Here is a 25,944-nt window from a genome sequence, read left to right as displayed (position 1 = left end):
GGGCGGGTGCAGGGCTCAGGTGCCGAAAGGGTGTTGCATGCAACTGCTGGGACGACGGATGCGCTGCCCCGCACTGCGCGGGCGGCTGGCCTTGTGGGGCGCGGCGCTGCTGTGCGCGGCCGCGCACGCCGGCGCGCCGGACACGCCCGCGGCCGATGCCGCGCCGTTGCGCCTGCGCGTGGTGGGAGGGCTGGCCGGCGTCACGCAGTACACGCAACTGGAGGCGCCCTTCTGGACGCGCGATTTGCCGCGCCTGAGCGAGGGCCGCTACCGCGCCGATATCGTGCCCTTCGACCGTGCCGGCGTTCCGGGCATGGAGATGCTGCGCCTCTTGCAACTGGGCGTGGTGCCCTTCGGCACGGTGCTCATGAGCTCCCTGTCGGCACAGTACCCCCAGTACACCGCCGTGGACCTGCCGGGGCTGAATCCGGACCTGGCGACGCTGCGCGCTTCGCTCGCGGCCTTCCGTCCGTACCTGGAGAAAGCCCTGCGCGAGGAGCATGGCGTGGAGCTGCTGGCGGTTTACGTTTACCCGGCGCAGGTGCTGTTCTGCAAGGACCCGCTGCTGGGCCTGGATGACCTGCGCGGGCGGCATGTGCGGGTGTCATCGGCCGCGCAGGGCGACTTTTTTGCGGCACTGGGCGCCAAGCCCCAGCGCGTGCCGTTCGCACAGGTGGTCAAGAGCATGGAGACGGGCGCCAGCGAATGCGCCGTCACCGCCAGCATGTCGGGCAACATCCTCGGTCTGCACGCACATGCGGCCTATCTCTACCCCATGCCCATCAGCTGGGGCATGGCGGTGTTTGCGGCCAATCGCGCGGCCTGGCAGGCGCTGCCCGCCGATCTGCGCCAGCTGCTGCAGGCCGAGCTGCCCAAGCTGGAGACGGCCGTGTGGCTCAGTGCCCAGGGCGAGACCGAGCAGGGCCTGGCCTGCAATGTCGGGAGCCCCAGCTGCACCACGGGGCGCCAGGGCGCCATGGCGCTGGTGCCGGTGCGCGCGCAGGACGAGGCGCGGCGCGAGACCATCTTCAACACCGTGGTGCTGCCGCGCTGGGTCCGGCGCTGCGGCGCCCGCTGCCGTGATATCTGGGATCGCACCATCGGTCCTGCGCGCCGCATGAGTGCGCCGGTGCAGCCATGAAGCCCATGCCCGGCAGGCGCCTGCACCTGATCACCTGGGGGGTGGTGGCTGCGCTGCTCGCAGGGCTGGCGGTGGCGGTGGCCGTGCTGCTGTGGCATACGCGCGCGGACGCGCTGGACGTTGCCGAGGCGCGCGTCACCCGTTTTGCCGCGGGGGCGGAGGCGGGCATGAACCGCACGCTGCTCTCTTTCGACGTGCTGTTGGCGCATACGGAAGAGCTGCTGGCCCTGCGCGCACGCGACCGTGCGGGCCTTGACGTGGCGGGGGCCGACACGCTGCTGCGCGGCGTGGCGCGGCAGAACCTCCTGCTGCGCTACGTGGCGCTGCTCGATGCGCGGGGCGCCGTGCTGGCATCTTCGGCGTCCACCGGCGAACTGGGCGGCGTGGAGCTGCCCGAAGGCTTCCTGGCGGCCGCCCTCGCGCCCGCGGTGGCCACGCTGTCCGTCAGCCAACCCGTGGTGAGTCCTACCAGTTCCGAGCGGGTGCTGTACATGGCGCGCCAGTTGCGCATGGGCGACGGCACGCCGCTGCTGGTCGTCGCGCAGGTGCCGACGGAAGCACTGGTGGCGGTGCTGATGCAGGGGCTGGAGGTTCCCGACATGGAAGTGACGCTGGAGCGCACGCAAGGCGTGCTGCTGCTGGGCGTGGAGGCGCCACAGGGGACCGTGGAGCGCCAGGAGCGCGCAGCGCCGGCCCTGCAGGAAGGCAGCGCGGACGATGGCGTGCACGCATGGCAGGCCAGCGCGCGGCTGTCGGGCAAGCCGGCCATGGTGGTGGCGCGTCCGCTCATCTACCCCGATCTGTGGGCCACCGTCAGCCTGCCGCGCGACGCGGCGCTGGCGGGCTGGCGGCAGGAGGCGCTGACGGTGCTGTTCGGCGCGCTGCTGTTTGCGGCCACGGTGGTGGCCGCGGGAAGCGTGGTCGCCCTGTACTTGCGGCGCATGCACAGTGCGCGGCGGGTGGTGGCGCGCTCCAAGGCCACGCTGGACCAGGCGCTCGAAGCCATGGTGAGCGGCTTCGTGTTGCTGGACGCACAGCGCTGCGTGGTGCAGTGGAACCTGCGCTTCGAGGAGATGTTCCCCTGGCTCGTCAGCACCATCGGGGAGGGCGTGCCGTTTCGCCGCGTGCTGGAGACGACTGTGCACTACCACCTGCCCGGCGCGAGCGCGGAGGAAAAGCGCGCGTGGGTGGAGGAGCGCCTGCAGCAGCAGTGCACGCCGCGAGGCGGGGTGGAGCAGCTTTTGCCCAACGGCCATTACGTGCAGATCACCGAGCGCGCCACGGCCGATGGCGGCGTGGTCATCATCTACCACGACGTGACCGACCTGCGGCTGGCCACGGCCGAGGTGGAGCACCTGGCGTTCTACGACCAGCTCACCGGCCTGCCCAACCGGCGCCTGCTGCTGGATCAGCTGGGCGATGCCAGCGCATCGGCGGTGCGTACGGGCACGCATGGCGCGGTGCTGTTCATCGACCTGGACCATTTCAAGACCCTTAACGACACCCTGGGCCACGAGATCGGGGACTACCTGTTGCAGCAGGTGGCCCGCCGCCTGGAAAGCGGCGTGCGCGTGGGCGACATCGTGGCGCGCCTGGGCGGGGACGAATTCGTGGTGCTGCTGGCCGGCCTGGCGACCGAGGCGGAACGCGCCCGCGAGCAGGTGCGCGCCGTGGCCGAGAAGGTCGTGCAACTGCTGGCGCAGCCCTATCCGATCGCGGGACAGAGCTACCACGGCAGCTGCAGCGTGGGCGCCGCGCTGTTCGGCAGCGTGCTGCAGACTGCGGCCGAAGTACTCAAGCAGGCGGACATCGCCATGTACCAGGTCAAGGCGCAGCGCGGCAACGCGGTGTGCTTCTTCGACCCTCGCATGCAGGTGGCGCTGAGCGCGCGTGCGCGGCTGGAGTCGGACCTGCAGGATGCGCTGCGCGAAGGGCAGTTCCTGCTGCACCTGCAGCCCCAGTTCACGCGCGACGGCGCCGTGGTGGGGGTCGAGGCGCTGCTGCGCTGGGAGCACCCTGAGCGCGGCCTGGTGCTGCCTGCGGAGTTCATCGGCGTGGCGGAGGACAGCGAGCTCATCGTGCCCCTGGGCCGCTGGGCGCTGGCCAGCGCCTGCGAGCTGCTGGCGCGCTGGCAGGCATCGCCGCGGCTGCGCGACCTGTCGCTGAGCGTGAATGTGAGCGCGCGCCAGTTCCGCAGCCTCGACTTCGTGGAGCAGCTGGCGCAGCTCCTGCAGCACAGCGGCGCACCGGCGCACCGGCTGGAGTTGGAACTTACCGAATCCCTGGTGCTGGAGGACGTGGAAGACTCCATCGCCAAAATGCACCAGCTGCGCACCAAGGGTGTGCGTTTCGCCGTGGACGATTTCGGCACGGGCTACTCTTCACTGGCCTACCTCACGCGGCTGCCCTTGCATCGGCTGAAGATCGACCGCACTTTCGTGCACCACCTGGGCGAGAGTCGCAGCGACGATGTGGTGGTGCAGACCATCCTGGGCATGGCGCGCAACCTGGATCTGGAAGTGGTGGCCGAGGGGGTAGAGACAGAGGAACAGCGCAGCTTTCTCGCGCTGCATGGCTGCGACGTGTACCAGGGCTACCTGCTGGCGCACCCCATGCCGGTGGAGGCGCTGCAGGCCCGCTACGGCGACGCGCCGCAGGCGCAACCCGCAGCAGCGCACTAACGCCTGTGCGCGCGCCGGCCTAGGCCCTGCGCGACGACACCACGATGCCACCCACGATCAGCGCGAACGCCAGAGCGTGGTACAGGTGCGGCGCTTCTCCGAGGAAGATCGTGGACAGCACCGCCGCGAACAGCGGTGTGAGGTTGATGAACCTAAAAACGGCAGTTACCCGGATGCCTGCAGCGCTGCTGGGGTGGTGAAGGCAGGCAAGGCAGGGGCGATCATGTTGCTGATGTAGCGCAGCAGGAAGGTCCAGGGGTCTGCTGATTTGAACTGCTCCGCAGCAGCTCTGACGTGCTGCAGGGCCGCCTGGATATTGGCGATCAGAGGTCTGAGCAGGTTGGCCTGGCCGTGCATGGGCGTGAGGTACAGCGTGGTCTGCCCGCCGCTATGGGCGGCCCGACCCACGGCAGCCAGCAGTAGCGGGCGGCTTGTAATGGCCTCCATTCGGGCCGTCGGGTTGGCCGCCCGGCAGTACCAACTCCACCAGTTGTAGACCAACGCGCAGGCCCGCGCCGTGGTCTGGCAGCGGTTGATGTCGCGGGTCGTAAAGCCCGACAGGCCCCACTGGTTCTTCAACTCGTCGAAGCCGTTCTCGCAGTCGGCGCGGTCCCGGTAGAGCTGGCCGATGGCTTCGATGGGGTAGGCCGCATCGGTGACCATGACCGCGTACTCCCACAGCCGATCGCCCTCGTGCACGCTCGGGCCGGCCAGGTCCAGCTTGAGCTGCTTGCCGTTGACACGGCGTTCGCGCGCGATGCCGCCCTTGATGCGCTGGCGCACGATCACCACCCGGCGCTTGCTGCTCCAGCCGTGCAGTTGCAGCCAGTCCTCGACCATCTGACAGCCTTGGTTGTCCGCACGACTCCAGTCTTGCCGAGCAAACTGCTGAGCCACCAGGCGCTGCACCTTGGCCGTCTGGCGTAGGCGCAGCAGGTAGGGCTGGCCTCGGCGTTCGAGCTCCAGCAGGATGCCCTCGTTGCCGTAGCCCGAGTCGCCGCGCACCAGCGCCGGGCGCTTGTCTCCCAACTCGTCGAGCAGGCGACCCAGCGCGGCCTTGGCGTGCACGCTGGTGTGCTGCTTGCCCGCGCTGACCTGCACGTCCAGCACCAAACGCAGGTTGCCCACCCAGAAGGTGTGCAGCACATGGCTGGGCCGCCCGGGCTTGCTCGGGTTGTAGCCCAGCTCGGCGCCCTCCTGGTGGCCGTACAACGGCTTGATGCTCGCGTCGATGTCCAGCACCCACGGCTTGTCCAGTGCCTCGCGCACTGAATGCATCAGCGCCGGGCGCATCCACGCCGTGCTGGCCCCCTCATCGATGCGCTCCAGCGCTCGGCGCAGCGCGTCCTCGCTGACAACCTTGTTCATGCCCAGCGCCTGCGCTGCCACCGCGTCACCCCGCAGCGCGGTGATGTGGGCGTAGCGTCGGTGGCCCGCCAGCAGCCCCAGCATCAGCGTGCCCAGCACATCGCGCTTGTCCGGCGCGTTGCCGCTCTGATACGCCAACGGACACGCTGACACCCAGCGCTCGAACACCCCAGTGGTCGCCAAAAACTCGGCGAAGAAGGCCAACTGGCCGTGCGGCGTAGCCGCCGCACCGCGGTCCCAGCGCACGTGCATGCGCCCGCCCAGCGTGTCCACCACCTGCGCCTCTTCGCCCTGCTCGCCACGCCCAACCAGCGCGCGTTCTCGTCTTCGCTTTGCTTCACCCATGGGGTGAGTCTGCCAAATCACCCAGCGCCCCCGCCAGTGCTGCCTTCCAGCGCATTCTCGCGAGGGCAACTGCCGTTTCTAGGATGAAGAATCCCCCCACCACCGGCCCCGCGCGTTGCGCCGCCACGCCCCAAAAGCGGTAGGCCAGGATGGCCGGGCCCACGGCGATGAAGGCCAGGCCAGCGGCCAGCGGCCAGCCCCAGGTGATCTGCGTGGCGCCCAGTGACCATTCCACGCCCGCAAAGGCGCCCGACCAGCCCAGTCCAAAGATCATCTGCGCCATGAGGAAGGCCGCCCAGTCGCCGCGCAGTTCGCGCGGCTCGCTGGTGCGCACCAGCAGCCAGCTGTAGAACGACCAGGAGATGGTGGCCGCCACCATGTACAGGTCGCCCGGCACCAGGCGCAGCGCCAGCAATTGCTCCCAGCTGCCGCGGCTGAGCACCAGCACCACGCCGGCCACCGACAGCAGCACCCCCGCTATTTGCCTGCGCGAGGCCGGCACGCCGAAGCACAGCGCGCCGATGATGAGCATCCATACCGGCATGCCCGAGCCCACCAGCGTCACGTTCAGCGGCGTGGAGGTCTGCAGCGCCAGGTACTGCAGCGCGTTGTAGCTGCCGATGCCCAGCAGGCCCAGCAGCGCATAGCGGCGCCAGTGCGGCCACAGCGGGCTGCCGGGGCGCAGCACCTGCCAGGCCAGCGGCAGCAGCAGCGCAAACGCCAGCAGCCAGCGCACGAAGTTCAGGGTGATGGGCGGGATCAGCGTGTTCAGCGCGCGTCCGACCACGGCATTGCCGGCCCATAGCAGCGGCGCGGCCACGAGCATCGCAATCGTGCCCGGTGAGAGTCGTTGGGTCATAGGGGCAGCAACTGTAAGCGAAAGGCGTGACAGTCGGCGTCCTCCCGTGTGTGTCCCGCGCACGGCAAGGGCTGGCAAATCATGGCAGCATCTGCGGCGTTCGCTTGCAATCATTCCAGGAGACCCATTCCCATGACCCTCGCCGTTCAGATCCGCCAGCACGGTGGCCCCGAAGAACTCCAGATCGTTGACGTGCAGGTCGGCGAGCCCGGCCCGGGCGAGGTGCGCATCCGCCACCGCGCGGTGGGCCTGAACTTCATCGACGTGTACCACCGCACCGGCCTGTACCCCTTGAACATGCCGGCCAGCATCGGCATGGAGGGCGCGGGTGTGATCGAGGCGGTGGGCGAGGGCGTCACGCACCTGCGTGTCGGCGACCGCGCGGCCTACGCCAGCCAGCCGCCCGGCAGCTACTGCGAAGTGCGCGTGATGCCCGCCAAGTGCGTGTGCAAGCTGCCCGATGCGATCAGCTTCGAGACCGGTGCGGCCATGATGCTCAAGGGCCTGACCGCCCAGTACCTGCTGAAGAAAACCCGCCCCGTCGAAGGGCTGGAGCCCGGCGACTTCGTACTGTTCCACGCGGCCGCGGGGGGCGTGGGCCTGATCGCCTGCCAGTGGGCCAAGGCCCTGGGCCTGCAGCTCATCGGCACCGCAGGATCGGACGCCAAGTGCCAGCTGGCGCTGGACAACGGCGCGGCCTATGCCATCAACTATGCCAAGGAAGACTTCGCCGCCCGGGTCAAGGAGATCACCGGCGGGCGCGGCGTGAAGGTGGTGTACGACTCCGTGGGCAAGGACACCTGGGACAAGTCGCTGGATTGCCTGCGTCCCTTCGGGTTGATGGCCAGCTTCGGCAACGCGTCGGGGCCCGTGGCGCCGTTCGCACCCGGTATGCTGGGCGCCAAGGGCTCGCTGTACGTCACGCGCCAGACGCTGTTCAGCCACATCACCACGCGCGAGGCCACGCAGGCCATGGCAGACGACCTGTTCGCCGTGGTGGCCGGCGGCCAGGTGAAGATCCACATTGCCCAGCGCTATGCGCTGCGCGACGTGCAGCAGGCGCACCGCGACCTGGAGGCGCGCAAGACCACGGGCTCCACCATCCTCACGCTGGAATGACGGCGCCCAGCCAGCCGGCGCCCGCCTGGGTGGCCGCCGCACGCCGGCAGGCGCATTGCCCGCCAGTGGCACCGCGTGTGCCGCTGCTGTTGGGGCACGAGTGCGTGGGGTCGGTGGATGCCGCGGTTTTTGATCAGATTGGCATTCAGAGGTTACTGGACAAGCGCTGGCAGCTATCACAAGTAGAGCATCAAGGGCAACCCGCGTGGGCCCTGCCGGCGCAGGAGGCCACGGCGGCGCTGAATGCGCTGGCCCATGCGCTGCGCGCGGCGGGCTGCTGCGGCCCCTGGCGCGACGAGCAACTGGCCGTGTGCACGCCCGATGGCCGGCGCCTGGCGACCGTGGAGCGCGGGGCCGTGCGCGTGCTGGGCCTGGCCACGCAGGCCGTGCACCTGGTGGGCTGCACGGCGGGGGGCGCCCTGTGGGTGCAGCAGCGCTCCTTCACCAAGCCCAACAACCCCGGCCAGTGGGACACGCTGATGGGCGGCATGGTGTCCGCGGCCGACAGCCTGCATGAAGCCCTGGCGCGCGAGACATGGGAGGAGGCCGGGCTGCGCCTGGAGCAACTGCAGGCCCTGGCAGCCGGCGGCCATGTGCAGTTTGCGCAGCCCAGCAGCGAGGCGGGTGGCACCGGCTACATGGTGGAGCGCATCGACTGGTTCCACGCCACCGTGCCCGAGGGCGTGGTGCCGGTGAACCAGGATGGCGAAGTGGCGCACTTCGAATGCCTGACCCATGGCGAGGTGCACGACCGCCTGGCTCAAGGGGCGTTCACGCCGGAGGCGGCGCTGGTGCTGGCCGGTTTCTATGGGTGGTGATTTGCTATTAAAACAATAGCTGTTACCGCATAATGGACAAGCGTTAGACAGCGATTTCATTCGTTAGTGAAGCGCCGCCGCGGCGGTTGCCTGTGCAGCGGACTGGAGAACATGCGGCGCGCCGACGCCATAGGGGCACATGCCCGACAATCCAGGCCTCATGCCTGCGCCGGCAGGCTCGCCGCACTACGGCACGCTTTCTCCACCGCTCCTCGCACACCATGGCCCGTTCCCGTCTGCTGCCCGACAACTTCACCCTTGCCCTCGTGGCCACCGTCACGCTGGCCAGCCTGCTGCCTGCATCCGGCGCCGTGGGCGCGTTTTTCGAGAAGGCCACCGTGGGCGTGGTGGCGCTGCTGTTCTTCATGCATGGCGCCAAGCTGTCGCGCGAGGCCGTGATCGCAGGCATCGGCCACTGGCGATTGCACCTGCTGGTGGTGGCCAGCACCTTCATGCTGTTTCCGGTGCTGGGCCTAGTGCTGCGGCCGGTGCTGCAGCCGCTGGTGACGCCAGAGCTGTACACCGGCGTGCTGTTCCTGTGTGTGCTGCCGGCCACGGTGCAGTCGGCCATCGCGTTCACGGCGGTGGCGCGTGGCAACATGGCGGCGGCCATCTGCAGCGCTTCCGCCTCCACCCTGCTGGGTATCGTGATCACGCCGCTGTTGGTGGGCGTGGTGCTGCCGCAGGCCTCGGGCGCGGTGCAGCAGGATGTGCTGGGCAGCATCGGTCGCATCATGCTGCAGCTGATGCTGCCCTTCGTTGCGGGGCACCTGCTGCGGCCGTGGATCGGCGGTTTCATTGGCCGCCACGCGGCGACGCTCAAGTACGTGGACCAGGGCTCGGTGCTGCTGGTGGTCTACACCGCATTCAGCGCAGCCGTGGTGGGCGGCCTGTGGCGCGAGTTGCCGCTGCCCGCGCTGGCCGGCCTGCTGGTGGTGTGCGCGGTGATCTTGGGCCTGGCGCTCACCGCCACCACCTGGCTGGCGCGGCGCCTGGGTTTTTCCAAGGAGGATGAGATCACCATCGTGTTCTGTGGCTCCAAGAAGAGCCTGGTGAGCGGCGTACCCATGGCCAAGGTGCTGTTCCCCTCAGAGGCCGCGGGCGCCATCGTGCTGCCGCTGATGGTGTTCCACCAGATGCAGCTCATGGTGTGCGCGGTGCTGGCGCAGCGCTATGCGCGCCGTCCCCAGGCGACAGCGCCTCAGGGGTGATCGTTCAGCGGCGCGGGCGCCGCGCGCAGGGCCTTGAGGCGGCTGGGGGCCAGCGCGCCGGCCGACTCCAGGATGGGGTAGGCGATGGAGCAGATGTGCGAGTTGATGCGCTTGAGGTCGCTGATCAGGTCGATGTGCAGCGAGCTGGTCTCCATGGCCGGCACCGTGCCGTCCGACAGCCGTAGCAGGTGGCTGGCGGCGTAGGCGCGCTCCAGGTCGCGAAAGCGCACCTTCTCTTCCAGCAGGCGCTGCGCATCGCGCAGGTTGCCGTTCAGGAACACGCTCATGCCCAGGCGCAGGTTGTCTATCAGGCGCTGGTGCAGTTCGGTGATCTCGGCCATGCCGGCCTCGGAGAAGTCGCGGCCCTTGCGGATCTTCTTGTCCTCGATGTCCTGCAGCACGCGCTCGATGATGTCGCCCACCTGCTCCATGTTGATGGTGAAGCTGATGATGTCGGCCCAGCGGCGGCTTTCCTCCTCGCCCAGGGCCTCGCGCGAGATCTTCGTCAGGTAGTACTTGATCGCGGAGTACAGCTCGTCCACCTCGTCGTCCATCTTGCGCAGGCGTTCGGCCAGGTCCTGGTCGTTGTGGCGTATGACCTGCAGCACGCCCAGCAGCATGGTCTCCACCACGTCGGCCTGGTACAGCGCCTCGCGCGCCGCGCAGGAGATGGCCAGCGAGGGCGTGGACAGCGCGGACGGGTCCAGGTGCTGCGGGCGGCGGCGCTGCGCGCTTTCGGGCTTGGGCAGCAGCCACGCCACGGCGCGCGCCACCCATTGCGTGAAGCCGATGAAGCCCACGCTGATGAGGATGTTGTAGGCCAGGTGGAACAGCACCACGCCTTGGGCCGTGCCGGGCATGTGCGGCTGCAGGTGCCGCAGCCACAGCCCGATGAACGGCGCCACCAGCAGCACGCCCATGACCTTGAACACCAGGTTGCCCACAGTCACCTGGCGCACCTCCACGGCCGACTTGGCGGTGGTCAGTACCGCCACTAGGCCGCTACCCAGGTTGGCGCCCAGCACCAGACCCAGGGCCACGTCCAGCGGCACCACGTGCGAGGCGGCCATGGCCGCGATCAGCAGCACGATGGCGAGGCTGGAGTAGGCCAGCACGGCCAGCACCGTGCCCAGGATGATCTCCAGCGCAATGTCGCTGCGCACGGAGCCCAGCACCATCTTGATGACGGGCGAGGCCAGCATGGGGCCGCTGGCCTGCATCACCATCTCCAGCGCCAGCAGCATCAGCCCCAGGCCGATCAGCACGCGCCCCACGCGCCCGGCGGTGCCGGCCTGGCGCGCGATGAACAGCACCACGCCCACGAAGATGAACAGCGGCGACAGCCACGACAGGTCCAGCGAGAACAGCACGGACATGAGCGCGGTGCCCACGTCGGCGCCGCGCATCACGGCCAGCGCCGCGGGCAGCGTGATCAGGCCCTGGCCCACGAAGGACGAGGTCATGAGCGAGGTGGCGGTGCTGGACTGCACCAGCGCCGTCACGCCCATGCCCGAGAGCGCGGCGGAAAAGCGGTTGCCCATGCTGCGCGCCAGCATGGTGCGCAGATTGGCGCCGAACACGCGCAGCACGCCGGTGCGCACGAGGTGCGTGCCCCAGACCAGCAGGGCAATGGCGGCCAGCAGATTCAGCAGGTGCTTCATGGGCGGGCTCAGAACTCCTTAAAACGGTCCCGTGGAACCGTGAAACAGTGCAGCATACCCGTGATCGGGCGCCGCCACGGCGCCCAGGGGGATGCCTTCAGCCGGCGCGGCGCACGCGCAGCAGTTCGTCCAGGATCAGGCAGGCCGCGCCCACGGTGATGGCGCAGTCGGCCACGTTGAAGGCCGGGAAATGCCAGCCGCGCAGGTGAAAGTCCAGGAAGTCCACGACGTAGCCATGCTGCAGGCGGTCCACCACGTTGCCGATGGCACCGCCCAGGATGCTGGACAGCGCGAAGCAGAACAGCTTCTGCCCCGGGTGGGCGCGCAGCTGCCACAGGATGAAGACCGCCGTTGCCAGCGCAATGCCCGTGAACAGCCAGCGCTGCCATCCCCCGGCGTCGGCCAGGAAGGAGAACGCCGCCCCGGTGTTGTGCGCCCGCACGATGTTGAAGAAGCTGGTCACGTAGGTCGCATCGCCCAGGCGGTAGTAGCCCAGGATCAGCGTCTTGGTGAACTGGTCGGCAATGACGAGCAGCACGGCCCAGGCCAGCCAGGGCCACAGGCTGGCGCTGCGGGATGCGGCGGCGCGCGCCATCAGGCGTGCACCCGGTTTTCACCGGCGCCATGCAAGTTGCTGTCGCAGCGCCCGCAGAGCGTGGGGTGCTCGGGATTCTGGCCCACGTCGGCACGGTAGTGCCAGCAGCGCTCGCACTTGGCATCGAAACTGGGCGCAACGCTGATCTGCAGGGCGCTTCCAGCTACCAAATGTGTAGCTGAAACGATGAGCACGAACTTCAGGTCGTCGCCCAGGCTGGCCAGCAGCGCATGGTCTTCGGGCGCGGCAGTGAGCGTGACCACAGCCTGCAGCGACGAGCCCACGGTTCCGGCAGCGCGCACGGTCTCGATCTCCTTGTTCACCGCGTCGCGGATCTCACGCAGGCGTTCCCACTTGGCGGCCAGGCCCTCGTCGGCCGTGGGAATGGTCTGGTAGGTCTCCAGGTAGATGGTCTCGGACTGGCCGAACACCTTCCACGCTTCTTCGGCCGTGAAGGACAGGAACGGCGCCATCCAGCGCAGCATGGCGTGGGTGATCTGGTAGAGGGCGGTCTGCGCGCTGCGGCGCGCCAGGCTCTTGGGCGCCGTGGTGTACAGGCGGTCCTTGAGCACGTCGAGGTAAAAGCCCCCCAGGTCTTCCGAGCAGTACAGCTGCAGCTTGGCGACCACGGGGTGGAACTCATACACCTTGTAGTGCGCCAGGATGTCCTGCTGCAGCTGCGCCGCGCGCGAGAGGGCGTAGCGGTCGATCTCCAGCAGCTGCTCGAACGGCACGGCGTCCTGGGCCGGGTCGAAGTCGCTCACGTTGGCGAGCAAGAAGCGCAGCGTGTTGCGGATGCGGCGGTAGGCGTCCACCACGCGCGCCAGGATCTTGTCGTCGATGGCCAGGTCGCCCGAATAGTCGGTGGCGGCACACCACAGGCGGATGATTTCGGCGCCCAGCTTGCCGCTCACCTCCTGCGGCGAGACGGTGTTGCCCAGCGACTTGCTCATCTTCTTGCCCTGGCCGTCCACCGTGAAGCCGTGCGTGAGCAGGCCGCGGTAGGGTGCGCGCCCGAAGATGGCGCTGGCCAGCAGCAGCGAGCTGTGGAACCAGCCGCGGTGCTGGTCATGGCCTTCGAGGTACAGGTCGGCCTCGGGACCCTCGTCATGGTGCATGGTGGGGTGGGTGCCGCGCATCACATGCCAGAAGGTGGAGCCGGAGTCGAACCACACTTCCAGGATGTCGGTGCTCTTGGTGTAGTGCTTGGCGTCCTCCGCGCCCAGGATCTCCTCGGCCGTCACACGGCTCCAGGCTTCGATGCCGCCCTGCTCGACGATCTCTGCGGCCCGGTCGATGATCTCCATGGTGCGCGGGTGCAGCTCGCCCGAGTCCTGGTGCAGGAAGAACGGGATCGGCACGCCCCAGCTGCGCTGGCGCGAGATGCACCAGTCGGGCCGCCCGGCAATCATGTCGCGCAGGCGGGCCTTGCCGTTGTCGGGGTAGAAGGCCGTGTGCTCGATGGCTTCCAGCGCGATCTGGCGCAGGGTCTGTGCGGGTTTCTGCGCCGGGTCGGTGAACACGCCCTCGCCCTCGTCCATGCGCACGAACCACTGCGCCGCGGCGCGGTAGATCACGGGCGTCTTGTGGCGCCAGCAGTGCGGGTAGCTGTGGGTGATGGTGGTGGTGTTCAGCAGGCGGCCGGCGACCTTGAGTGCGTCGATGATGACGGGCACGGCCTTCCAGATGTGCTGGCCGCCGAACAGCGGAAAGTCCGCCGCGTAGGTGCCGTTGCCCTGCACGGGGTTCAGGATCTGGTCGTAGGCCATGCCGTGGGCGACGCAGGAGTTGAAGTCGTCCACGCCATAGGCGGGCGAGGAGTGCACCAGGCCCGTGCCATCGCTGGCAGTGGCGTAGTCGGCCAGGTACACAGGCGACAGGCGCCGGTAGCCCGCGTCCATGTCGTACAGCGGATGCTCGAACTCCAGGCCCGCGAGCTTTTCGCCGGGCACCACGGCCAGCACCTGGCCCGTGAGGCCCCAGCGCGTCATGCAGGCCTCGACCAGCGATTCGGCCACGATGAACAGGCCGCGCTCGGTGTCTACCAGCGCGTACGGCAGCTCGGGATTGAGGTTCAGTGCCTGGTTGGCGGGAATGGTCCAGGCGGTGGTGGTCCAGATGACCGCGAAGGCGTCCTTGGACAGGGCGGGCAGGCCGAAGGCAGCGGCCAGCTTGGCCGGCTCATGTGCCTTGAACGCCACGTCCAGCGTCTGGCTCTTCTTGTCCTGGTATTCGATCTCGAACTCCGCCAGCGACGAGGCGCAGTCGAAGCACCAGTACACGGGCTTCAAGCCACGGTACACGAAACCGCGCTCCATAACCTTCTTGAGCGCGCGGATCTCGCCGGCCTCGCTCGCAAAATTCATGGTCTTGTACGGGTTGTCCCAGTCGCCCAGCACGCCCAGGCGCTTGAAGTCCACCATCTGCTGCGCGATCTGCTCGGTGGCAAACGCGCGGCCCTTGGCCTGCATCTCGTCGCGCGGCAGGTTGCGGCCGTGCAGCTTTTCGATGGCGTTCTCGATCGGCAGGCCGTGGCAGTCCCAGCCCGGCACGTAGATCGCGTCATAGCCCTCGAGCTGGCGCGCCTTGATGATCATGTCCTTCAGGATCTTGTTCACCGCGTGGCCGATGTGCAGCTGGCCGTTGGCGTACGGCGGGCCGTCGTGCAGGATGAACTTCGGCGCGCCGCTACGCGCGTCGCGCAGCTTCTTGTAGATGCCCTTGTCGTCCCATTCCTTGACCCAGCCCGGCTCGCGCTTGGGCAGGTCGCCGCGCATGGGGAAGGGCGTGTCGGGCATGTTCAGCGTGCCGCGGTAGGCACTGGCGGGGGCGTTCTTGGGGTTGGAGTCGGACATGGGAACCTTCAGGTCAAGGGCGTTCCGGGCGTGGCCCGAAAGGCAAACACGGGGGCAGGACAAGGGCGGGGCTGGCGCGGCCCGCCAAGCGCTGGCGGGGCGAAGGCGGCCCCGTCAAATTCGGTCGCGGGTGGTCTGGCGACGGGTCTCTGCGTGGGAGGATGCGAAGTACGCGCGGGCGTCATCGCAGTCCTTGGCGATGCCGGTTGTGAGGGCGCCCAGGCTGTCGTACTTCAGCTCGTCGTGCAGTTTGTGCAGGAGTTCCACGCGCACAATTTTACCGTAGGCCCCCTCGGCCCCCAGGTGAGCGGGCCACTGCAGGCAATGCGTCTCCAGCAGCACGCGCCCGCCGTTCACGTCGCTCGGGTCCAGCGACGGGCGCACGCCCAGGTTGGCCACACCGGGCAGGGGCTCGGCGTCCAGCCCGTGCACCAATACCGCGAAGATGCCGCTGGCGGCCGGTTTCCAGTGCGCAAAGCGCAGGTTCAGCGTGCGAAAGCCGTCCTGGTGGGGCCCGCTGGCGGCGGAGCGGCCCAGCGACCGGCCCAGCTTGCGTCCATGCACCACGTGGCCAGAGATCGCGTACGGGCGCCCCAGCAGGCGAGTGGCTTCCTCCATGTCGCCGGCGCCCAGGGCGTCGCGCACGGCGGAGCTGGAAACACGCAGCCCGTGCACCTCGTAGCTGTTCATGCGCGCCACCTCGAAGCCGCGCTCGCGGCCGGCGGTGTCCAGCATGGCGTAGTCCCCCGCGCGCTGGGCGCCGAAGCGGAAATCGTCGCCCACCAGCAGGTAGCGCGCCCCCAGGCCGCCCACCACCACATCGTCGATGAAGGCCTGGGGTGCCTGGCGTGCCAGCTTTTCGTTGAACGGCAGCACGATGGTCTGCTGCACGCCGCAGCGCGCCAGCTCGGACAGCTTGTCGCGCAGCGTGCCGATGCGCGCGGGCGCGAGATCCGGGCGCTTGTGCACCCCGGCGAAGTAGTCGCGCGGATGCGGCTCGAAGGTCAGCACGCAGCTTTGCACGCCGCGGTGCTGCGCCTCGCTGTTCAGCAGGGCCAGCATGGCCTGGTGGCCGCGGTGCACGCCGTCGAAATTGCCGATGGTGAGGGCGCAGGCCGGTGCCACCTCCGGGTGATGGAAGCCGCGGAAGATCTTCATCGCAGTGCTTTTCTTTTGATAGCGGCTGGCGCAAGTCCATCAAGCGCTTGACGCCAATTTGTCATGAAAAAGAGTATATTGTGCGCTACCGGCTGCGCTGCACAGTGCGACCGGCGAGACATCAACGTTCCGATTCTTGTGTTCCATGGCAGGAGGCGTGTTGTGAAGGTCTTGAAGCTGTCGGCCCAGGGGCTGCCGCAATCCTGGATAACGCTGGAGCAGGCGGTCACGCACTACGCCGCGGGCGAGGTGCGCTGGGAGATCGGCGCGCAGGTCGCGCTGTTTCGCGGTGGCCATAACGCCATCACCGGCGAGCAGTCACAGATCGCGGTGAGCAGCATCATCGGTACGCGTGGCGTGCCGAACATCAACCCCTTCGACCTCTACCCCAGCCTCACCAACGCCAAGCTGTTCGCACGCGACCGCAACGTGTGCGCTTACTGCGGAGGGCATTTCCAGGAACAGGACCTGACCCGCGAGCACATCGTGCCGTTTGCCAGGAACGGCGTGGACCACTGGATGAACGTGGTCACCTCCTGCCGCCCCTGCAACCACCGCAAGGGCCCGCGTACGCCCGAGCAGGCGCATATGCCGCTGCTGTACACGCCTTACGTACCCAGCCTGTGGGAAGACTTCATCCTGCGCAACCGGCGCATCCTGGCTGACCAGATGGAGTTCCTCATGGCCCACGTGCCCAAGTCGTCGCGGCTGTTGAGCTGACGCAGGCAGCATCCGAAAAAACGCGGCCAGGGGCCGCGTTTTGGGTTGAGGACGGGCCCTTAGGCAAACACCCCCGCCGTGTCCTGCATGCGCGCGCTCACCTCGCCCAGGTGGTGCAGCGTGTCGCCCCACGACATCTCCAGTTGCGTGAGCGTCTTGAAGTAGTGGCTGATGATGTACTCGTCCGTCACGCCGATGCCGCCGTGCAACTGCACCGCCTGCTGGCCGACGAAGCGCATGGACTGGCCCAGTTGCACCTTGGCGCGGGCCAGGGCGCGGCGGCGCTCGCCGGCTTCCTCGCCCAGCTTCAGGCTGGCGTAGTAGCTCATGGAGCGCGCCAGCTCCAGCTGCATCTTCATGTCGGCGATGCGGTGGCGCAGCGCCTGGAAGCTGGCGATGGGCACGCCGAACTGCTTGCGCTGGTTCATGTAGTCGGCGGTGATGGCCAGGGTCTGCTCCATGGCGCCCACGGCGTAGGCGCAGGCGGCGGCAATGCCGGTGTCCACGGCCAGCTCCAGTGCGGCCAGGCCGTCGGCGGTGGCGAGTGTGGCGGGCGCCTGGGTCAGCGACAGTTCGGCGGCGCGGCTGCCGTCCTGCGTGAGGTAGCCGCGCGTGGCCACGCCGGCGGCGCTGCGTTCCACCAGGAACAGCGCGATGCGGCCATCGAGCTGTGCGGGCACGAGGAAGGCGTCCGCCTGGTCGCCCGCTGGAACTACGCTTTTGATAGCTGTGAGCGCATATCCACCGGGCGCTGCAGCCGCTTTTGCCTCGCAAACATCGAGGCGGTAGCGGGCCTTGCGCTCCTGGTGGGCCAGCACCACCAGGGCTTCGCCGCTGGCGATGCGCGGCAGCCAGGCGGACTGCACGTTGTCGTCGGCGCACTCGCTGAGCACGCGGGCCGCAATGAACGCATGCGCCAGCGGCTCCAGCACGATGCCGCGGCCCAGCTCTTCCATGGCCACCATGGCATCCACGGCGCCCTGGCCCAGGCCGCCGTGGGCCTCGGGCACGGTGAGGGCCGTGAGGCCCAGTTCGGCCAGCTCGTTGTAAGCGGCGCGGTCAAATCCGCCCGCGGCCACGATGGCGCGGCGGCGCTCGAAACTGTAACCCTTGTCCACCCAGCGGCGTACGGCGTCGCGCAGTTGCTGCTGGTCGTCGGAGAAATTGAAATCCATGGTTATCTCCTTAACCCAGCACGGTCTGAGCGACGATATTGCGTTGCACTTCATTGCTGCCGCCGTAGATGGTGGTCTTGCGCAGGTTGAAGTAGGTGGAGGCGAGCGGGGCGTTGGCGGCCACGCCGCCAGGGAAGTCGCCCTGCCAGCCGGCTTCCATGGCTTCCTCGATGAAGGGCAGGGCGAACGGGCCGGCGGCCAGCATCATCAGCTCTGCATAGCGCTGCTGGATCTCGCTGCCGCGGATCTTCAGCAGGCCGGCGATGTCCAGCGGGTTCTTGCCGCTCTTTTCCATCGACAGCACGCGCAGCACCAGCATCTCCAGCGCGACGATGTCCACCTCCAGCAGCGCGATCTGGTCGCGAAAGCGCATGTCGTCCCACACGCCCTCGGCCTTGGCGATGCGCTTCAAGCGCTCCAGCTCGCGCTTGGCGCGGTTCACGTCGGCGATGTTGGTGCGCTCATGGCTGAGCAGGTGCTTGGCGTAGGTCCAACCCTTGTTCTCCTCGCCGATGAGCTGGTCGGCAGGCACCTCGACGTTGTCGAAGAACACCTCGTTGACCTCGCACTCGCCGTCCAGCAGCTTGATGGGCCGCACGGTGACGCCGGGCGACTTCATGTCCAGCAGCAGGAAGCTGATGCCCGTCTGCGGCTTGCCCTCCGTGCTGGTGCGCACCAGGTTGAACATCCAGTCGCCGTACTGGCCGAGCGTGGTCCAGGTCTTCTGGCCGTTGACGATGTATTTGTCGCCCACGCGCTCGGCGCGGGTCTTGAGGCTGGCCAGGTCCGAGCCCGAACCCGGCTCGCTGTAGCCCTGGCTCCACCACACCTCGCCGCTGGCGATGCCGGGCAGGAAGCGCTGTTGCTGCTCCTTGCTGCCAAAGGCCATGATCACGGGCGCCACCATCACCGGCCCGAAGGGCACGATGCGCGGCGCGCCGGCGAGGGCGCATTCCTCTTCGAATAAGTGCTTTTGCACGGCGTTCCAGCCGGGGCCGCCGAACTCCCGGGGCCAGCCGTAGCCCAGCCAGCCCTTGGCGCCGAGGATCTTGGCCCAGCGCTGCATGTCGTCCTTGGTCAGGCGCAGGGCGTTGTGCACCTTGTGTGCGATGTCCTGGGGCAGGTGGGTGCGCACCCAGGCGCGAATTTCCTCGCGGAATGCCTGCTCTTCGGGGGTGAATGCAAGGTCCATGTGCTGTCTCCTGTGAAGCCGCCGTTGTAGCACGGGCGTGCTTTTCAGCCCTGTCCGAACCGTGACAGGGGCGGGGTCTTGACGAGGTCAGTGCTCGGCCACGCCCAGTTGCTCGCACAGGCGCTGCACGGTGGCGCGCAGCGCGGCCACCTCATCCTCCAGGGCCTGTACGCGCTGGGCCAGTGCGCCGTCTTCCTCGCTGCGTGACGCGGGCGATGCGCTGGCCATCTGGGCGGGGCTGGCATCCACAGGGCCGCACAGCAGGTGAGCCCAGCGCGGCTCGCGCGCGCCCGGTGCGCGCGGCAGCAGCGTGACCAGCGGCCCGCCCTTGTCATCGGAGCGCGACTGCAGCTCGTCCAGGAAGGCCTCGACCGAGGAGATATCGGCAAACCGGTGCCAGCGCTCGGCGTTGATGCGCAGCTCTCCCGCGGTCTGCGGGCCGCGCAGCATCAGCAGGCCCAGCAGCGCGGCGGACTGGTCGGGTACGCCCACGCCGCGGGTGAAGTTGTGCTCCCAGCGCGCCACGCGCGCGCCGCCGATCTCCAGCACCAGCGTCTGCTGGCGCAGCTCATCCAGCGCCTGCTGCACCTCGCTCTCGGTGAGCTGCATGACCGGATCGCGGCTGCTCTTTTGGTTGCAGCCGGCCAGCAGGCTGTTGAGGGTGAGGGGATAGCTGTCGGGCACGGTGCGGGACTTTTCCAGCAGCGTGGCAAGCACGCGCGCTTGCGGCGCGGTCAGGGGGCGGGTGCGGGCGTCAAAGGGCATGGGCAGGGGATAATTTCCGGCAAATGAAGAACATCGTGATTTTGATCTCCGGCGGCGGCTCCAACATGGCGGCCATCGTGCGCACCGCGCAGCAGCAGGACTGGGCGGGCCGCCACGGCATCCGTGTGGCCGCGGTGCTGAGCAACAAGGCCGATGCCAAGGGCCTGGCGCTGGCGCGCGAGCAGGGCATTGCCACCCAGGTGCTGGACCACAAGGCCTATCCCTCGCGCGAGGCGTTCGACACCGCGCTGGCCCAGGCCATCGACGCTTACGAGCCGTCCCTGGTGGTGCTTGCCGGCTTTATGCGCATTCTCACCCCCGGGTTCGTGGACCACTTCGCGGGCCGGCTGGTCAACATCCACCCCTCGCTGCTGCCGGCCTTCACGGGTCTGCACACGCACCAGCGCGCCATCGACGCCGGATGCAGGTTCGCCGGCTGCACGGTGCACGAGGTCACGGCAGAACTGGACGTGGGCCCCATCCTGGACCAGGCGGTGGTGCCCGTGTTGCCGGGTGATACGGCCGACGCGCTGGCCGCTCGCGTGCTCACGCAGGAACACCTGATCTATCCACGCGCCGTACTGGCGCAATTGCTCGCGAATCGATAGCCGTTAGCGCTGATGGGGCGTGCGCTGGAGCGTGATTTGCTTGCAAGTCGCCCGGGCGGCACGCTCACAGCGTGCGCGCCACCTGCGCGCCGCCGCCATCCTGCAGCAACGCGCGCGCCTGCCGTGTCTGCGCGGTGTCGGTCGGGTGCACCACCACCGCCCAGCGGCCCTGCTCCAGGGCTTCGCGCACCTCGGCGATCAGCCCCACGTGGTCGGGGCGCATGGTGACGAGACCGCCGGCCAACAGGCCGAAGGTGGTGCAAAAGCCCACCACGGCGATGAAGGCCAGCAGTGGGCTGCTGACGATCAGCGGGGCGCCCGAGCGCAGCAGCCACACGTAGAGCAGCAGGCCGAGCACGCCGCCCGCGAAACCGGTCACCACGTGGGCGCGGATCATCGTGCGGAAGATGCCACGCTGCTCCGGCTCCAGCGTGCGGCCGAAGTGCTCAGCATGGTCTTCCCGCGCATCCTCCGGCCCCAGCATGCGCACCTGGCCGGGCGCCATACCGGGCAGGCTTTGCAGCCGCGCCACCATCGCCTGCGCGTCGGCCCGGTCGTTGAACACGGCGGCCACCTTGGTCAGCGACCGCTCGCCAAACATTCCCTGCAGCAGATAGTCCATGAAGGGCTCCTTTCCGCGGCGCACGGGGCTCGCCTGCGCACGCCGCCGCTTGTCGTCCTGACTACACCGTAGTGCCCGCCTTTGGGCACCGGCGTAGGACAAGGGAGGGCAGGGGTGCCGGGCCGCGCGCGCAGCCAGTAGGTGGTGTTTGCTATTGAAAGAGGAGCTGCTGCCGCTTGATGGACAAGCGCAAGGGCCGTATTTGTCTTCAATCCTCGGGTGTGCCCGCGCACGCGGCGAAGCGCGGCTGCTCGCGGCCATCGACCACCACCGTCCCGTTGAACATGGCGGCCGGGCGCACCCACAGGCCCTGCTCGCCGTACAGCGCGCGGTACAGGGTCATGGGCTCCAGCGTCTCGCTGTGGCGTACCGTGCCGAGCACCTCGTACAGCCCGCCCTTGTAGTGGCGGTAGCGGCCGGGGGGTGTGCAAACCAGGGGTGGCAGTTCATCGTTCATGGATAGCATTCGCGGTAGAAAAAATACGCATCACAACGGGAGGGCGGTTGATGGAGGAGGCGGACTTCATACACATGGTGCGCATGAGCGAGATGGCCAGCGCCGCCGACAGCCGTGCCTACCGCCGCGGCGTGGCCGCCTTTGCGGCGCTGGGCTACGCCTGGGTGCTGGGCTGCCTGGCGCTGGCCGTGGGCATGCTGGTGTGGGTGGTGCCCCAACTCCTCCACGGCAAGTTCCGCTTCGCCTGGGTATGGATTGTGATGGCCGCGTGCGGCCTGTTATGGCTGAGCCTGCGTGCGCTGTGGGTGCCGCGCAGCCCGCCCCACGGCGTACAGATCACCGCGCGTGAGGCGCCGGCGCTGTTCGATGCGCTGGAGCGCATCCGCCGCAAGATCAAGGGGCCGCCCATCCACGAGGTGTATCTGGACGACGACTTCAACGCCAGCATCCGCCAGGAGGCACGCTGGGGCATGCTGGGCGGTGCGCGCAATCAGCTCACGCTCGGTCTGCCGCTGCTCATGGCGCTGGACAAAAAGCGCCTGCTGGCGGTGCTGGCCCACGAATACGGCCACCTGCGTGGCGACCACGGGCGCTTTGCGGCCTGGATCTACCACACCCGCCTGAGCTGGCACCGCCTGCACGAGGGCATGCAGGACGATGCCGGCCCCATGGCCGTGGCCACGCGGGCGTTTCTGAACTGGTACTGGCCGCGCTTTGCCGCCAAGACCTTCGCCCTGGCCCGCCAGGACGAATACGAGGCCGACCGCATCGCCGCGCGCCTGCTGGGCCAGGATGAGGTGGCCGCCGCGCTCACCGAGGTCGAGATCAAGGGCGCCTGGCTGGGCGAGCAGTTCTGGCGCCAGCACTGGCAGGGCGCGCTGTCCCAACCTCTGCCCGCCGGGCCCTACGGCGCCCTGCAGCGCCTGCTGGCACTGCCGCCGGAGCCGGCCTTCGCCCAGATGGCGCTGCGCGAAGCGGTACGGCGCCTGAGCGGCGTGGACGACACCCATCCCGTGCTGCGCGACCGGGTGGAGGCGCTCACGGGTGGGCGCCCCACGCTGCCGCCGTGGTCGCAGCGCGGGGCGCTGTCGCTGCTGGGGGCGCAGGCGCGCGGCTGGATGGCGCACTTCGATGACCAGTGGTGCAAGGCCAACGCCACGGTGTGGAAGCAGCACCACGCCCGCCTGCAGCGGGCGCAGGAGCGCGTGCGCACCCTGCAGTCCACCCAGGCCGGCAACAGCGCCACCGAGACCGTGGAGCTGGCGCGGTTGATGCGCCGGCTGGACCCGCAGGCCGCCGTGCAGCCGCTGTACGAGCGCGTGCTGGCGCGCGAACCCGCCCATGTGGGTGCGCTGCTCGGGCTGGCCGACAGTCTGCCGCCACAGGACGCCGCGGCGCGCCTGCGCTGTTGCGAGGCATTGTGGGACTGCAGTCCCACCCATCGCTGGGGTGCGGCCCGGGGCGCGGTGCAGGCGCTGGAGCAGCGTACCGAGGCCGGTGGGGACTATGACGCCGAGGCCCTCAAGCGCTGGCGCGAGCGCGTGCGCCAGGCGGAGGAGGTGGAGGATGCCGCCCTGGAGGAGCTGTACGACACGCCCTTCTTCCAGCGCGTGACGCGCCACGATCTGAGCGCGTTCGAGCTCGGCGAGCTGCAGGCCGAATTGGCCCTGCACCGCGCGGTGGCGCGCGCCTGGCTGGTGTGCAAGCAACTGCGCGCCATGCCCCAGCGGCGCACCTACCTGCTGTTCGTGCAATTGCACGGTCTGGATGCGCAGGCGCGCTATGCCCTGTGCCGCCGTCTGGAGAGCGAGCTGGAACTGCCGGGACAGCTGCTGGTGCTCGCGGCCGGTGACACGGCGGCGCTGGAGGACATCGAGCGCCAGGCGTTTGAGCCCGTGCACGCCGGGCCCGGAGGGGCTTGAGGCGGCGGCGGATGATGCGGGCGCGAGATGGGACAATCACGCCATGCATCCCAAAGCCCTTGTGGACGCCTGCGCGGAACTCGTCAGGCTGGTCCTTACTTTTGAACACCCGGCCGACGCCGTGGTCTCGCGCTACTTCCGCGAGCACCGCGGCCTGGGCCCGCGCGAGCGCGCCACGCTGGCCGAAACCGTCTACAACGTCCTGCGCAAGAAGCTGCTGTTCGAGCAGCTGGCGCGCTCGGGCGCGGGCCCCAAGGAGCGGCGCCTGGCCATCCTGGGCTTTCACGGCCCGCGCGACTTCGTCAAGAGCGCACTGACCGAGCAGGAAAAGTCCTGGCTGGACCAGTGCGACGCCGTGCGTCCTGAAGACCTGCTGGCGCCGCACCGCCACAACCTGCCCGAGTGGCTGGTGGCGCCGCTCAAGCAGCAGCTGGGCGAGAGCGGCTTCTGGGCCCTGGCCGACAGCCTGGCGCAGCCTGCGCCATTGGACCTGCGCGTCAATGCCTTGAAGGAAAAACGCGACCAGGTGCAGAAGGAGCTTGCGCAAGCAGCTATCAAATCGGTAGTGACACCCTACTCTCCCTGGGGACTGCGCATCGCCGGCAAGCCCGCGCTCACCAAGCTGGACGCGTTCACGCGCGGCGCTATCGAGGTGCAGGACGAGGGCTCGCAGTTGCTCGCGCTGCTGCTGGACGCCAAGCGCGGCGAGATGGTGGTGGACTTCTGCGCCGGTGCCGGCGGCAAGACGCTGGCCATCGGCGCGGCCATGCGCAGCACGGGGCGGCTGTACGCCTTCGATGTGTCGGCCCACCGGCTGGAGGCGCTCAAGCCCCGCCTGGCGCGCTCGGGCCTGTCCAACGTGCACCCCGCGGCCATCGCCCACGAGCGCGACGAGCGCGTCAAACGCCTGGCCGGCAAGATCGACCGCGTGCTGGTGGACGCCCCCTGTTCGGGCCTGGGCACGCTGCGCCGCAACCCCGACCTGAAGTGGCGCCAATCGCCCGAGGCGCTGCGGGAGCTGGCCGGCAAGCAGACCGCCATCCTGGAAAGCGCGGCGCGCCTGGTCAAACCTGGCGGGCGGCTGGTCTATGCCACGTGCAGCGTGCTGCCGCAGGAAAACGAGGCCATTGCCGAAGCCTTCGGCGCGGCGCATGCCGATTTCGAGCCGCAGGACGCCGGCGCGCTGCTCACGCAGCTGAAGGTGCCCGATGCCGCACGCCTGTGCCATGGCGGCGCCAGCGGCACTGGATATCTGCGGCTGTGGCCTCATCTGCACCAGACGGACGGTTTCTTCGCTGCCGTCTGGACCCGCCGCGCGTAACTTTCCTACGCGCTGGCACGCAACGCGAAGCCATCCTGGCGGCCGGGCATGTTCCGGTCCGCGGAGACGGCGTCCGACAATGTGGAACGCCGCCGGCTGCGCGGCGGTATTGGATAGTGGATCGAGGTTTGTATGTTGTTTGATGGCGCCGCGTGGAATACCGCGCTCGACTGGCTGGCGCATGGCGTGTGGGACCTGGCCTGGTGGCAGATCGTGCTCTACACCCTGGCCACCACCCACATCACGATCGCGGCGGTGACGATCTTCCTGCACCGCTCGCAGGCGCACCGTGCGCTGGACCTGGGGCCTGTGCCTGCGCATTTCTTCCGTTTCTGGCTGTGGCTGGGCACGGGCATGGTCACCAAGGAATGGGTGGCCATCCACCGCAAACACCACGCCAAGTGCGAGACGCCCGACGACCCCCACAGCCCGCAGACGCGCGGCCTGCGCACCGTGATGTGGCGCGGGGCCGAGCTGTACCGTGCCGAGGCGGCCAACGCCGAGACGCTGAAGAAGTTCGGCCATGGCACGCCGGACGACTGGATGGAGCGCAACGTCTACAGCCGCTTCACCTGGCAGGGCGTGGGGCTGATGCTGGTCATCAACCTGGTGCTGTTCGGCGCCGTGGGCGCCGCCGTGTGGGCCGTGCAGATGGCGTGGATCCCGTTCTGGGCCGCGGGCGTGGTCAACGGCGTGGGCCACTATTGGGGCTATCGCAACTTCGAGGCGCAGGACGCCTCCACCAACCTCGTGCCCTGGGGCCTTGTGATCGGCGGTGAAGAGCTGCACAACAACCACCACACCTATCCGACGGCCGCGAAGTTCTCGGTCAAGCCGTACGAGTTCGACGTGGGGTGGCTCTACATCAGCGCGCTGCAGCGCCTGGGCTGGGCCAAGGTCAAGAAGGTGCCGCCCAAGCTGCGCCTGGGCGCCGTGAAGCCGGTGGCCGACGAAAAGACGCTGGAGGCGCTCATCGCCAACCGCTACGAGGTCATGGCTGGCTATGCACGCGGCGTGCGCCAGGCCTGCAAGGACGAGATCGCCGCGCTCAAGGCGCGCAAGGCCGACGTGTCGGCCCTCAAGCGCGCCAAGCGCTGGCTGCACCGCGACGCCGAGAAGGTCCCTGCGCAGGCACAGCCGACGCTGGCCGAAGTGCGTGCGGCGCACCCCGTACTCGACAAGATGGTCACCATGCGCGAGGAGCTGCGCCAGCTCTGGCTCAACACCTCGCAGTCGCGCGATCAGCTGACCGCAGACCTGCAAGCCTGGTGCCAGCGGGCCGAGGCCAGCGGCATCGCGGCGCTCAAGGAGTTTTCGCTGAAGCTGCGGGCAGCCCACGCCTGAGCGACGC

The 25,944-nt window shown here is 68.7% G+C and carries 21 protein-coding genes and 1 pseudogene; 10 read left to right on the top strand and 12 right to left on the bottom strand.

Features of this window, described 5'->3' with window-relative positions; translation table 11 throughout:
- Window positions 1-58: 58 nt before the first annotated feature.
- Together OX89_RS05595 and OX89_RS05590 are read left to right on the top strand one after the other, a co-directional pair.
- The gene (locus OX89_RS05595) at window positions 59-1,141 is read left to right on the top strand and encodes a TRAP transporter substrate-binding protein (protein ID WP_047349868.1); all 1,083 of its coding nucleotides are present in this window, start codon (window positions 59-61) and stop codon (window positions 1,139-1,141) included.
- A complete protein-coding gene (locus tag OX89_RS05590) occupies window positions 1,138-3,822 on the top strand; it encodes an EAL domain-containing protein (protein WP_047349867.1) in 2,685 nt (894 codons plus the stop codon). Before OX89_RS05595 ends, OX89_RS05590 begins: the two co-directional genes overlap by 4 nt.
- Before the next feature lie 19 nt (window positions 3,823-3,841).
- On the opposite strand, the pseudogene OX89_RS18495 reads toward OX89_RS05590, so the two are convergent.
- The 3 genes and pseudogenes from OX89_RS18495 to OX89_RS05575 all read right to left on the bottom strand — a co-directional run.
- A pseudogene (locus OX89_RS18495) lies at window positions 3,842-3,973 on the bottom strand (EamA family transporter); the annotation flags it as partial.
- A 14-nt stretch (window positions 3,974-3,987) separates the two neighbouring features.
- Window positions 3,988-5,535, bottom strand: coding sequence for a transposase (locus OX89_RS18075; RefSeq protein ID WP_084002011.1), 1,548 nt, complete (start codon window positions 5,533-5,535; stop codon window positions 3,988-3,990).
- Entirely contained in the window at window positions 5,528-6,394 is an 867-nt protein-coding gene (locus OX89_RS05575) for a DMT family transporter (protein WP_047349866.1), read from the bottom strand. Before OX89_RS05575 ends, OX89_RS18075 begins: the two co-directional genes overlap by 8 nt.
- A 132-nt stretch (window positions 6,395-6,526) precedes the next feature.
- Between OX89_RS05575 and OX89_RS05570 the strand changes: the two genes are divergently transcribed.
- The 3 genes from OX89_RS05570 to OX89_RS05560 all read left to right on the top strand — a co-directional run bounded on the left by OX89_RS05570 (window position 6,527) and on the right by OX89_RS05560 (window position 9,542).
- On the top strand, window positions 6,527-7,513 hold the full coding sequence (locus tag OX89_RS05570; protein ID WP_047349865.1) for a quinone oxidoreductase: 987 nt from the start codon (window positions 6,527-6,529) through the stop codon (window positions 7,511-7,513).
- Window positions 7,510-8,331 carry an NUDIX domain-containing protein gene (locus tag OX89_RS05565; protein WP_047349864.1) on the top strand — a complete coding sequence of 274 codons (822 nt, stop codon included), beginning with the start codon at window positions 7,510-7,512 and terminating at the stop codon, window positions 8,329-8,331. The genes OX89_RS05570 and OX89_RS05565 overlap by 4 nt, the downstream gene beginning before the upstream one ends.
- A gap of 221 nt (window positions 8,332-8,552) precedes the next feature.
- Complete coding sequence (locus OX89_RS05560) at window positions 8,553-9,542, top strand: bile acid:sodium symporter family protein (RefSeq protein ID WP_047349863.1); 990 nt, start codon at window positions 8,553-8,555, stop codon at window positions 9,540-9,542.
- On the opposite strand, the gene OX89_RS05555 is transcribed toward OX89_RS05560, so the two are convergent.
- The 4 genes from OX89_RS05555 to OX89_RS05540 all read right to left on the bottom strand — a co-directional run bounded on the left by OX89_RS05555 (window position 9,533) and on the right by OX89_RS05540 (window position 15,811).
- Window positions 9,533-11,203, bottom strand: a complete 1,671-nt coding sequence (locus tag OX89_RS05555) for a Na/Pi cotransporter family protein (protein ID WP_011806511.1) — start codon at window positions 11,201-11,203, stop codon at window positions 9,533-9,535. The genes OX89_RS05560 and OX89_RS05555 overlap by 10 nt on opposite strands.
- Before the next feature lie 97 nt (window positions 11,204-11,300).
- Complete coding sequence (gene lspA, locus OX89_RS05550) at window positions 11,301-11,798, bottom strand: signal peptidase II (RefSeq protein ID WP_047349862.1); 498 nt, start codon at window positions 11,796-11,798, stop codon at window positions 11,301-11,303.
- Entirely contained in the window at window positions 11,798-14,653 is a 2,856-nt protein-coding gene (gene ileS / locus OX89_RS05545; protein ID WP_047349861.1) for an isoleucine--tRNA ligase, read from the bottom strand. Before ileS ends, lspA begins: the two co-directional genes overlap by 1 nt.
- Window positions 14,654-14,767: 114 nt before the next feature.
- Window positions 14,768-15,811, bottom strand: a complete 1,044-nt coding sequence (locus tag OX89_RS05540) for a bifunctional riboflavin kinase/FAD synthetase (protein ID WP_011806508.1) — start codon at window positions 15,809-15,811, stop codon at window positions 14,768-14,770.
- A gap of 162 nt (window positions 15,812-15,973) precedes the next feature.
- Between OX89_RS05540 and OX89_RS05535 the strand changes: the two genes are divergently transcribed.
- Entirely contained in the window at window positions 15,974-16,531 is a 558-nt protein-coding gene (locus OX89_RS05535; protein WP_011806507.1) for an HNH endonuclease, read from the top strand.
- A gap of 59 nt (window positions 16,532-16,590) precedes the next feature.
- On the opposite strand, the gene OX89_RS05530 is transcribed toward OX89_RS05535, so the two are convergent.
- From OX89_RS05530 to OX89_RS05520, 3 genes are all read right to left on the bottom strand, one after another.
- Window positions 16,591-17,706 (bottom strand): acyl-CoA dehydrogenase family protein, encoded by a 1,116-nt coding sequence (locus tag OX89_RS05530; protein ID WP_047349860.1) that lies wholly within the window; start codon window positions 17,704-17,706, stop codon window positions 16,591-16,593.
- A 10-nt stretch (window positions 17,707-17,716) separates the two neighbouring features.
- Window positions 17,717-18,898 (bottom strand): acyl-CoA dehydrogenase family protein, encoded by a 1,182-nt coding sequence (locus tag OX89_RS05525; RefSeq protein WP_015914057.1) that lies wholly within the window; start codon window positions 18,896-18,898, stop codon window positions 17,717-17,719.
- 87 nt (window positions 18,899-18,985) lie between these two features.
- Window positions 18,986-19,663 (bottom strand): YceH family protein, encoded by a 678-nt coding sequence (locus OX89_RS05520; RefSeq protein WP_047349859.1) that lies wholly within the window; start codon window positions 19,661-19,663, stop codon window positions 18,986-18,988.
- Window positions 19,664-19,686: 23 nt separating this feature from the next.
- Here OX89_RS05520 and purN point away from each other — a divergent pair, with 23 nt between their 5' ends.
- The gene (gene purN, locus OX89_RS05515) at window positions 19,687-20,271 is read left to right on the top strand and encodes a phosphoribosylglycinamide formyltransferase (RefSeq protein ID WP_047349858.1); all 585 of its coding nucleotides are present in this window, start codon (window positions 19,687-19,689) and stop codon (window positions 20,269-20,271) included.
- Between the two features lie 64 nt (window positions 20,272-20,335).
- Here the strand turns inward: purN and OX89_RS05510 are convergent, their stop codons facing one another.
- Complete coding sequence (locus OX89_RS05510; protein WP_047349901.1) at window positions 20,336-20,893, bottom strand: hypothetical protein; 558 nt, start codon at window positions 20,891-20,893, stop codon at window positions 20,336-20,338.
- A 208-nt stretch (window positions 20,894-21,101) separates the two neighbouring features.
- A complete protein-coding gene (locus OX89_RS05505) occupies window positions 21,102-21,350 on the bottom strand; it encodes a DUF1653 domain-containing protein (RefSeq protein WP_041836404.1) in 249 nt (82 codons plus the stop codon).
- A 50-nt stretch (window positions 21,351-21,400) separates the two neighbouring features.
- On the opposite strand from OX89_RS05505, the gene OX89_RS05500 reads away from it, so the two are divergent.
- From OX89_RS05500 to OX89_RS05490, 3 genes are all read left to right on the top strand, one after another.
- Window positions 21,401-23,272 (top strand): M48 family metallopeptidase, encoded by a 1,872-nt coding sequence (locus tag OX89_RS05500; protein WP_047349857.1) that lies wholly within the window; start codon window positions 21,401-21,403, stop codon window positions 23,270-23,272.
- 43 nt (window positions 23,273-23,315) lie between these two features.
- On the top strand, window positions 23,316-24,593 hold the full coding sequence (locus OX89_RS05495) for an RsmB/NOP family class I SAM-dependent RNA methyltransferase (protein WP_011806497.1): 1,278 nt from the start codon (window positions 23,316-23,318) through the stop codon (window positions 24,591-24,593).
- 132 nt (window positions 24,594-24,725) lie between these two features.
- Window positions 24,726-25,937: a fatty acid desaturase gene (locus OX89_RS05490; RefSeq protein WP_011806496.1), complete on the top strand. Its 1,212-nt coding sequence runs from the start codon at window positions 24,726-24,728 to the stop codon at window positions 25,935-25,937.
- Window positions 25,938-25,944 lie beyond the last annotated feature (7 nt).

The sequence above is a fragment of the Diaphorobacter sp. J5-51 genome (genome assembly GCF_001023515.1).
GTDB classification, from domain to species: Bacteria; Pseudomonadota; Gammaproteobacteria; order Burkholderiales; family Burkholderiaceae_C; genus Diaphorobacter; species Diaphorobacter nitroreducens.
This window is presented reverse-complemented; position numbering and strand designations above follow the sequence as displayed.

What these genes read in the sequence shown, in the direction of transcription:
- OX89_RS05595 (WP_047349868.1), top strand. Translation starts at nt 59, where the DNA reads ATGCGCTGCCCCGCACTGCGCGGGCGGCTGGCCTTGTGGGGCGCGGCG.
- OX89_RS05590 (WP_047349867.1), top strand. Translation starts at nt 1,138, where the DNA reads ATGAAGCCCATGCCCGGCAGGCGCCTGCACCTGATCACCTGGGGGGTG.
- OX89_RS18075 (WP_084002011.1), bottom strand. Translation starts at nt 5,535, where the DNA reads ATGGGTGAAGCAAAGCGAAGACGAGAACGCGCGCTGGTTGGGCGTGGC.
- OX89_RS05575 (WP_047349866.1), bottom strand. Translation starts at nt 6,394, where the DNA reads ATGACCCAACGACTCTCACCGGGCACGATTGCGATGCTCGTGGCCGCG.
- OX89_RS05570 (WP_047349865.1), top strand. Translation starts at nt 6,527, where the DNA reads ATGACCCTCGCCGTTCAGATCCGCCAGCACGGTGGCCCCGAAGAACTC.
- OX89_RS05565 (WP_047349864.1), top strand. Translation starts at nt 7,510, where the DNA reads ATGACGGCGCCCAGCCAGCCGGCGCCCGCCTGGGTGGCCGCCGCACGC.
- OX89_RS05560 (WP_047349863.1), top strand. Translation starts at nt 8,553, where the DNA reads ATGGCCCGTTCCCGTCTGCTGCCCGACAACTTCACCCTTGCCCTCGTG.
- OX89_RS05555 (WP_011806511.1), bottom strand. Translation starts at nt 11,203, where the DNA reads ATGAAGCACCTGCTGAATCTGCTGGCCGCCATTGCCCTGCTGGTCTGG.
- lspA (WP_047349862.1), bottom strand. Translation starts at nt 11,798, where the DNA reads ATGGCGCGCGCCGCCGCATCCCGCAGCGCCAGCCTGTGGCCCTGGCTG.
- ileS (WP_047349861.1), bottom strand. Translation starts at nt 14,653, where the DNA reads ATGTCCGACTCCAACCCCAAGAACGCCCCCGCCAGTGCCTACCGCGGC.
- OX89_RS05540 (WP_011806508.1), bottom strand. Translation starts at nt 15,811, where the DNA reads ATGAAGATCTTCCGCGGCTTCCATCACCCGGAGGTGGCACCGGCCTGC.
- OX89_RS05530 (WP_047349860.1), bottom strand. Translation starts at nt 17,706, where the DNA reads ATGGATTTCAATTTCTCCGACGACCAGCAGCAACTGCGCGACGCCGTA.
- OX89_RS05525 (WP_015914057.1), bottom strand. Translation starts at nt 18,898, where the DNA reads ATGGACCTTGCATTCACCCCCGAAGAGCAGGCATTCCGCGAGGAAATT.
- OX89_RS05520 (WP_047349859.1), bottom strand. Translation starts at nt 19,663, where the DNA reads ATGCCCTTTGACGCCCGCACCCGCCCCCTGACCGCGCCGCAAGCGCGC.
- purN (WP_047349858.1), top strand. Translation starts at nt 19,687, where the DNA reads ATGAAGAACATCGTGATTTTGATCTCCGGCGGCGGCTCCAACATGGCG.
- OX89_RS05510 (WP_047349901.1), bottom strand. Translation starts at nt 20,893, where the DNA reads ATGGACTATCTGCTGCAGGGAATGTTTGGCGAGCGGTCGCTGACCAAG.
- OX89_RS05505 (WP_041836404.1), bottom strand. Translation starts at nt 21,350, where the DNA reads ATGAACGATGAACTGCCACCCCTGGTTTGCACACCCCCCGGCCGCTAC.
- OX89_RS05500 (WP_047349857.1), top strand. Translation starts at nt 21,401, where the DNA reads ATGGAGGAGGCGGACTTCATACACATGGTGCGCATGAGCGAGATGGCC.
- OX89_RS05495 (WP_011806497.1), top strand. Translation starts at nt 23,316, where the DNA reads ATGCATCCCAAAGCCCTTGTGGACGCCTGCGCGGAACTCGTCAGGCTG.
- OX89_RS05490 (WP_011806496.1), top strand. Translation starts at nt 24,726, where the DNA reads ATGTTGTTTGATGGCGCCGCGTGGAATACCGCGCTCGACTGGCTGGCG.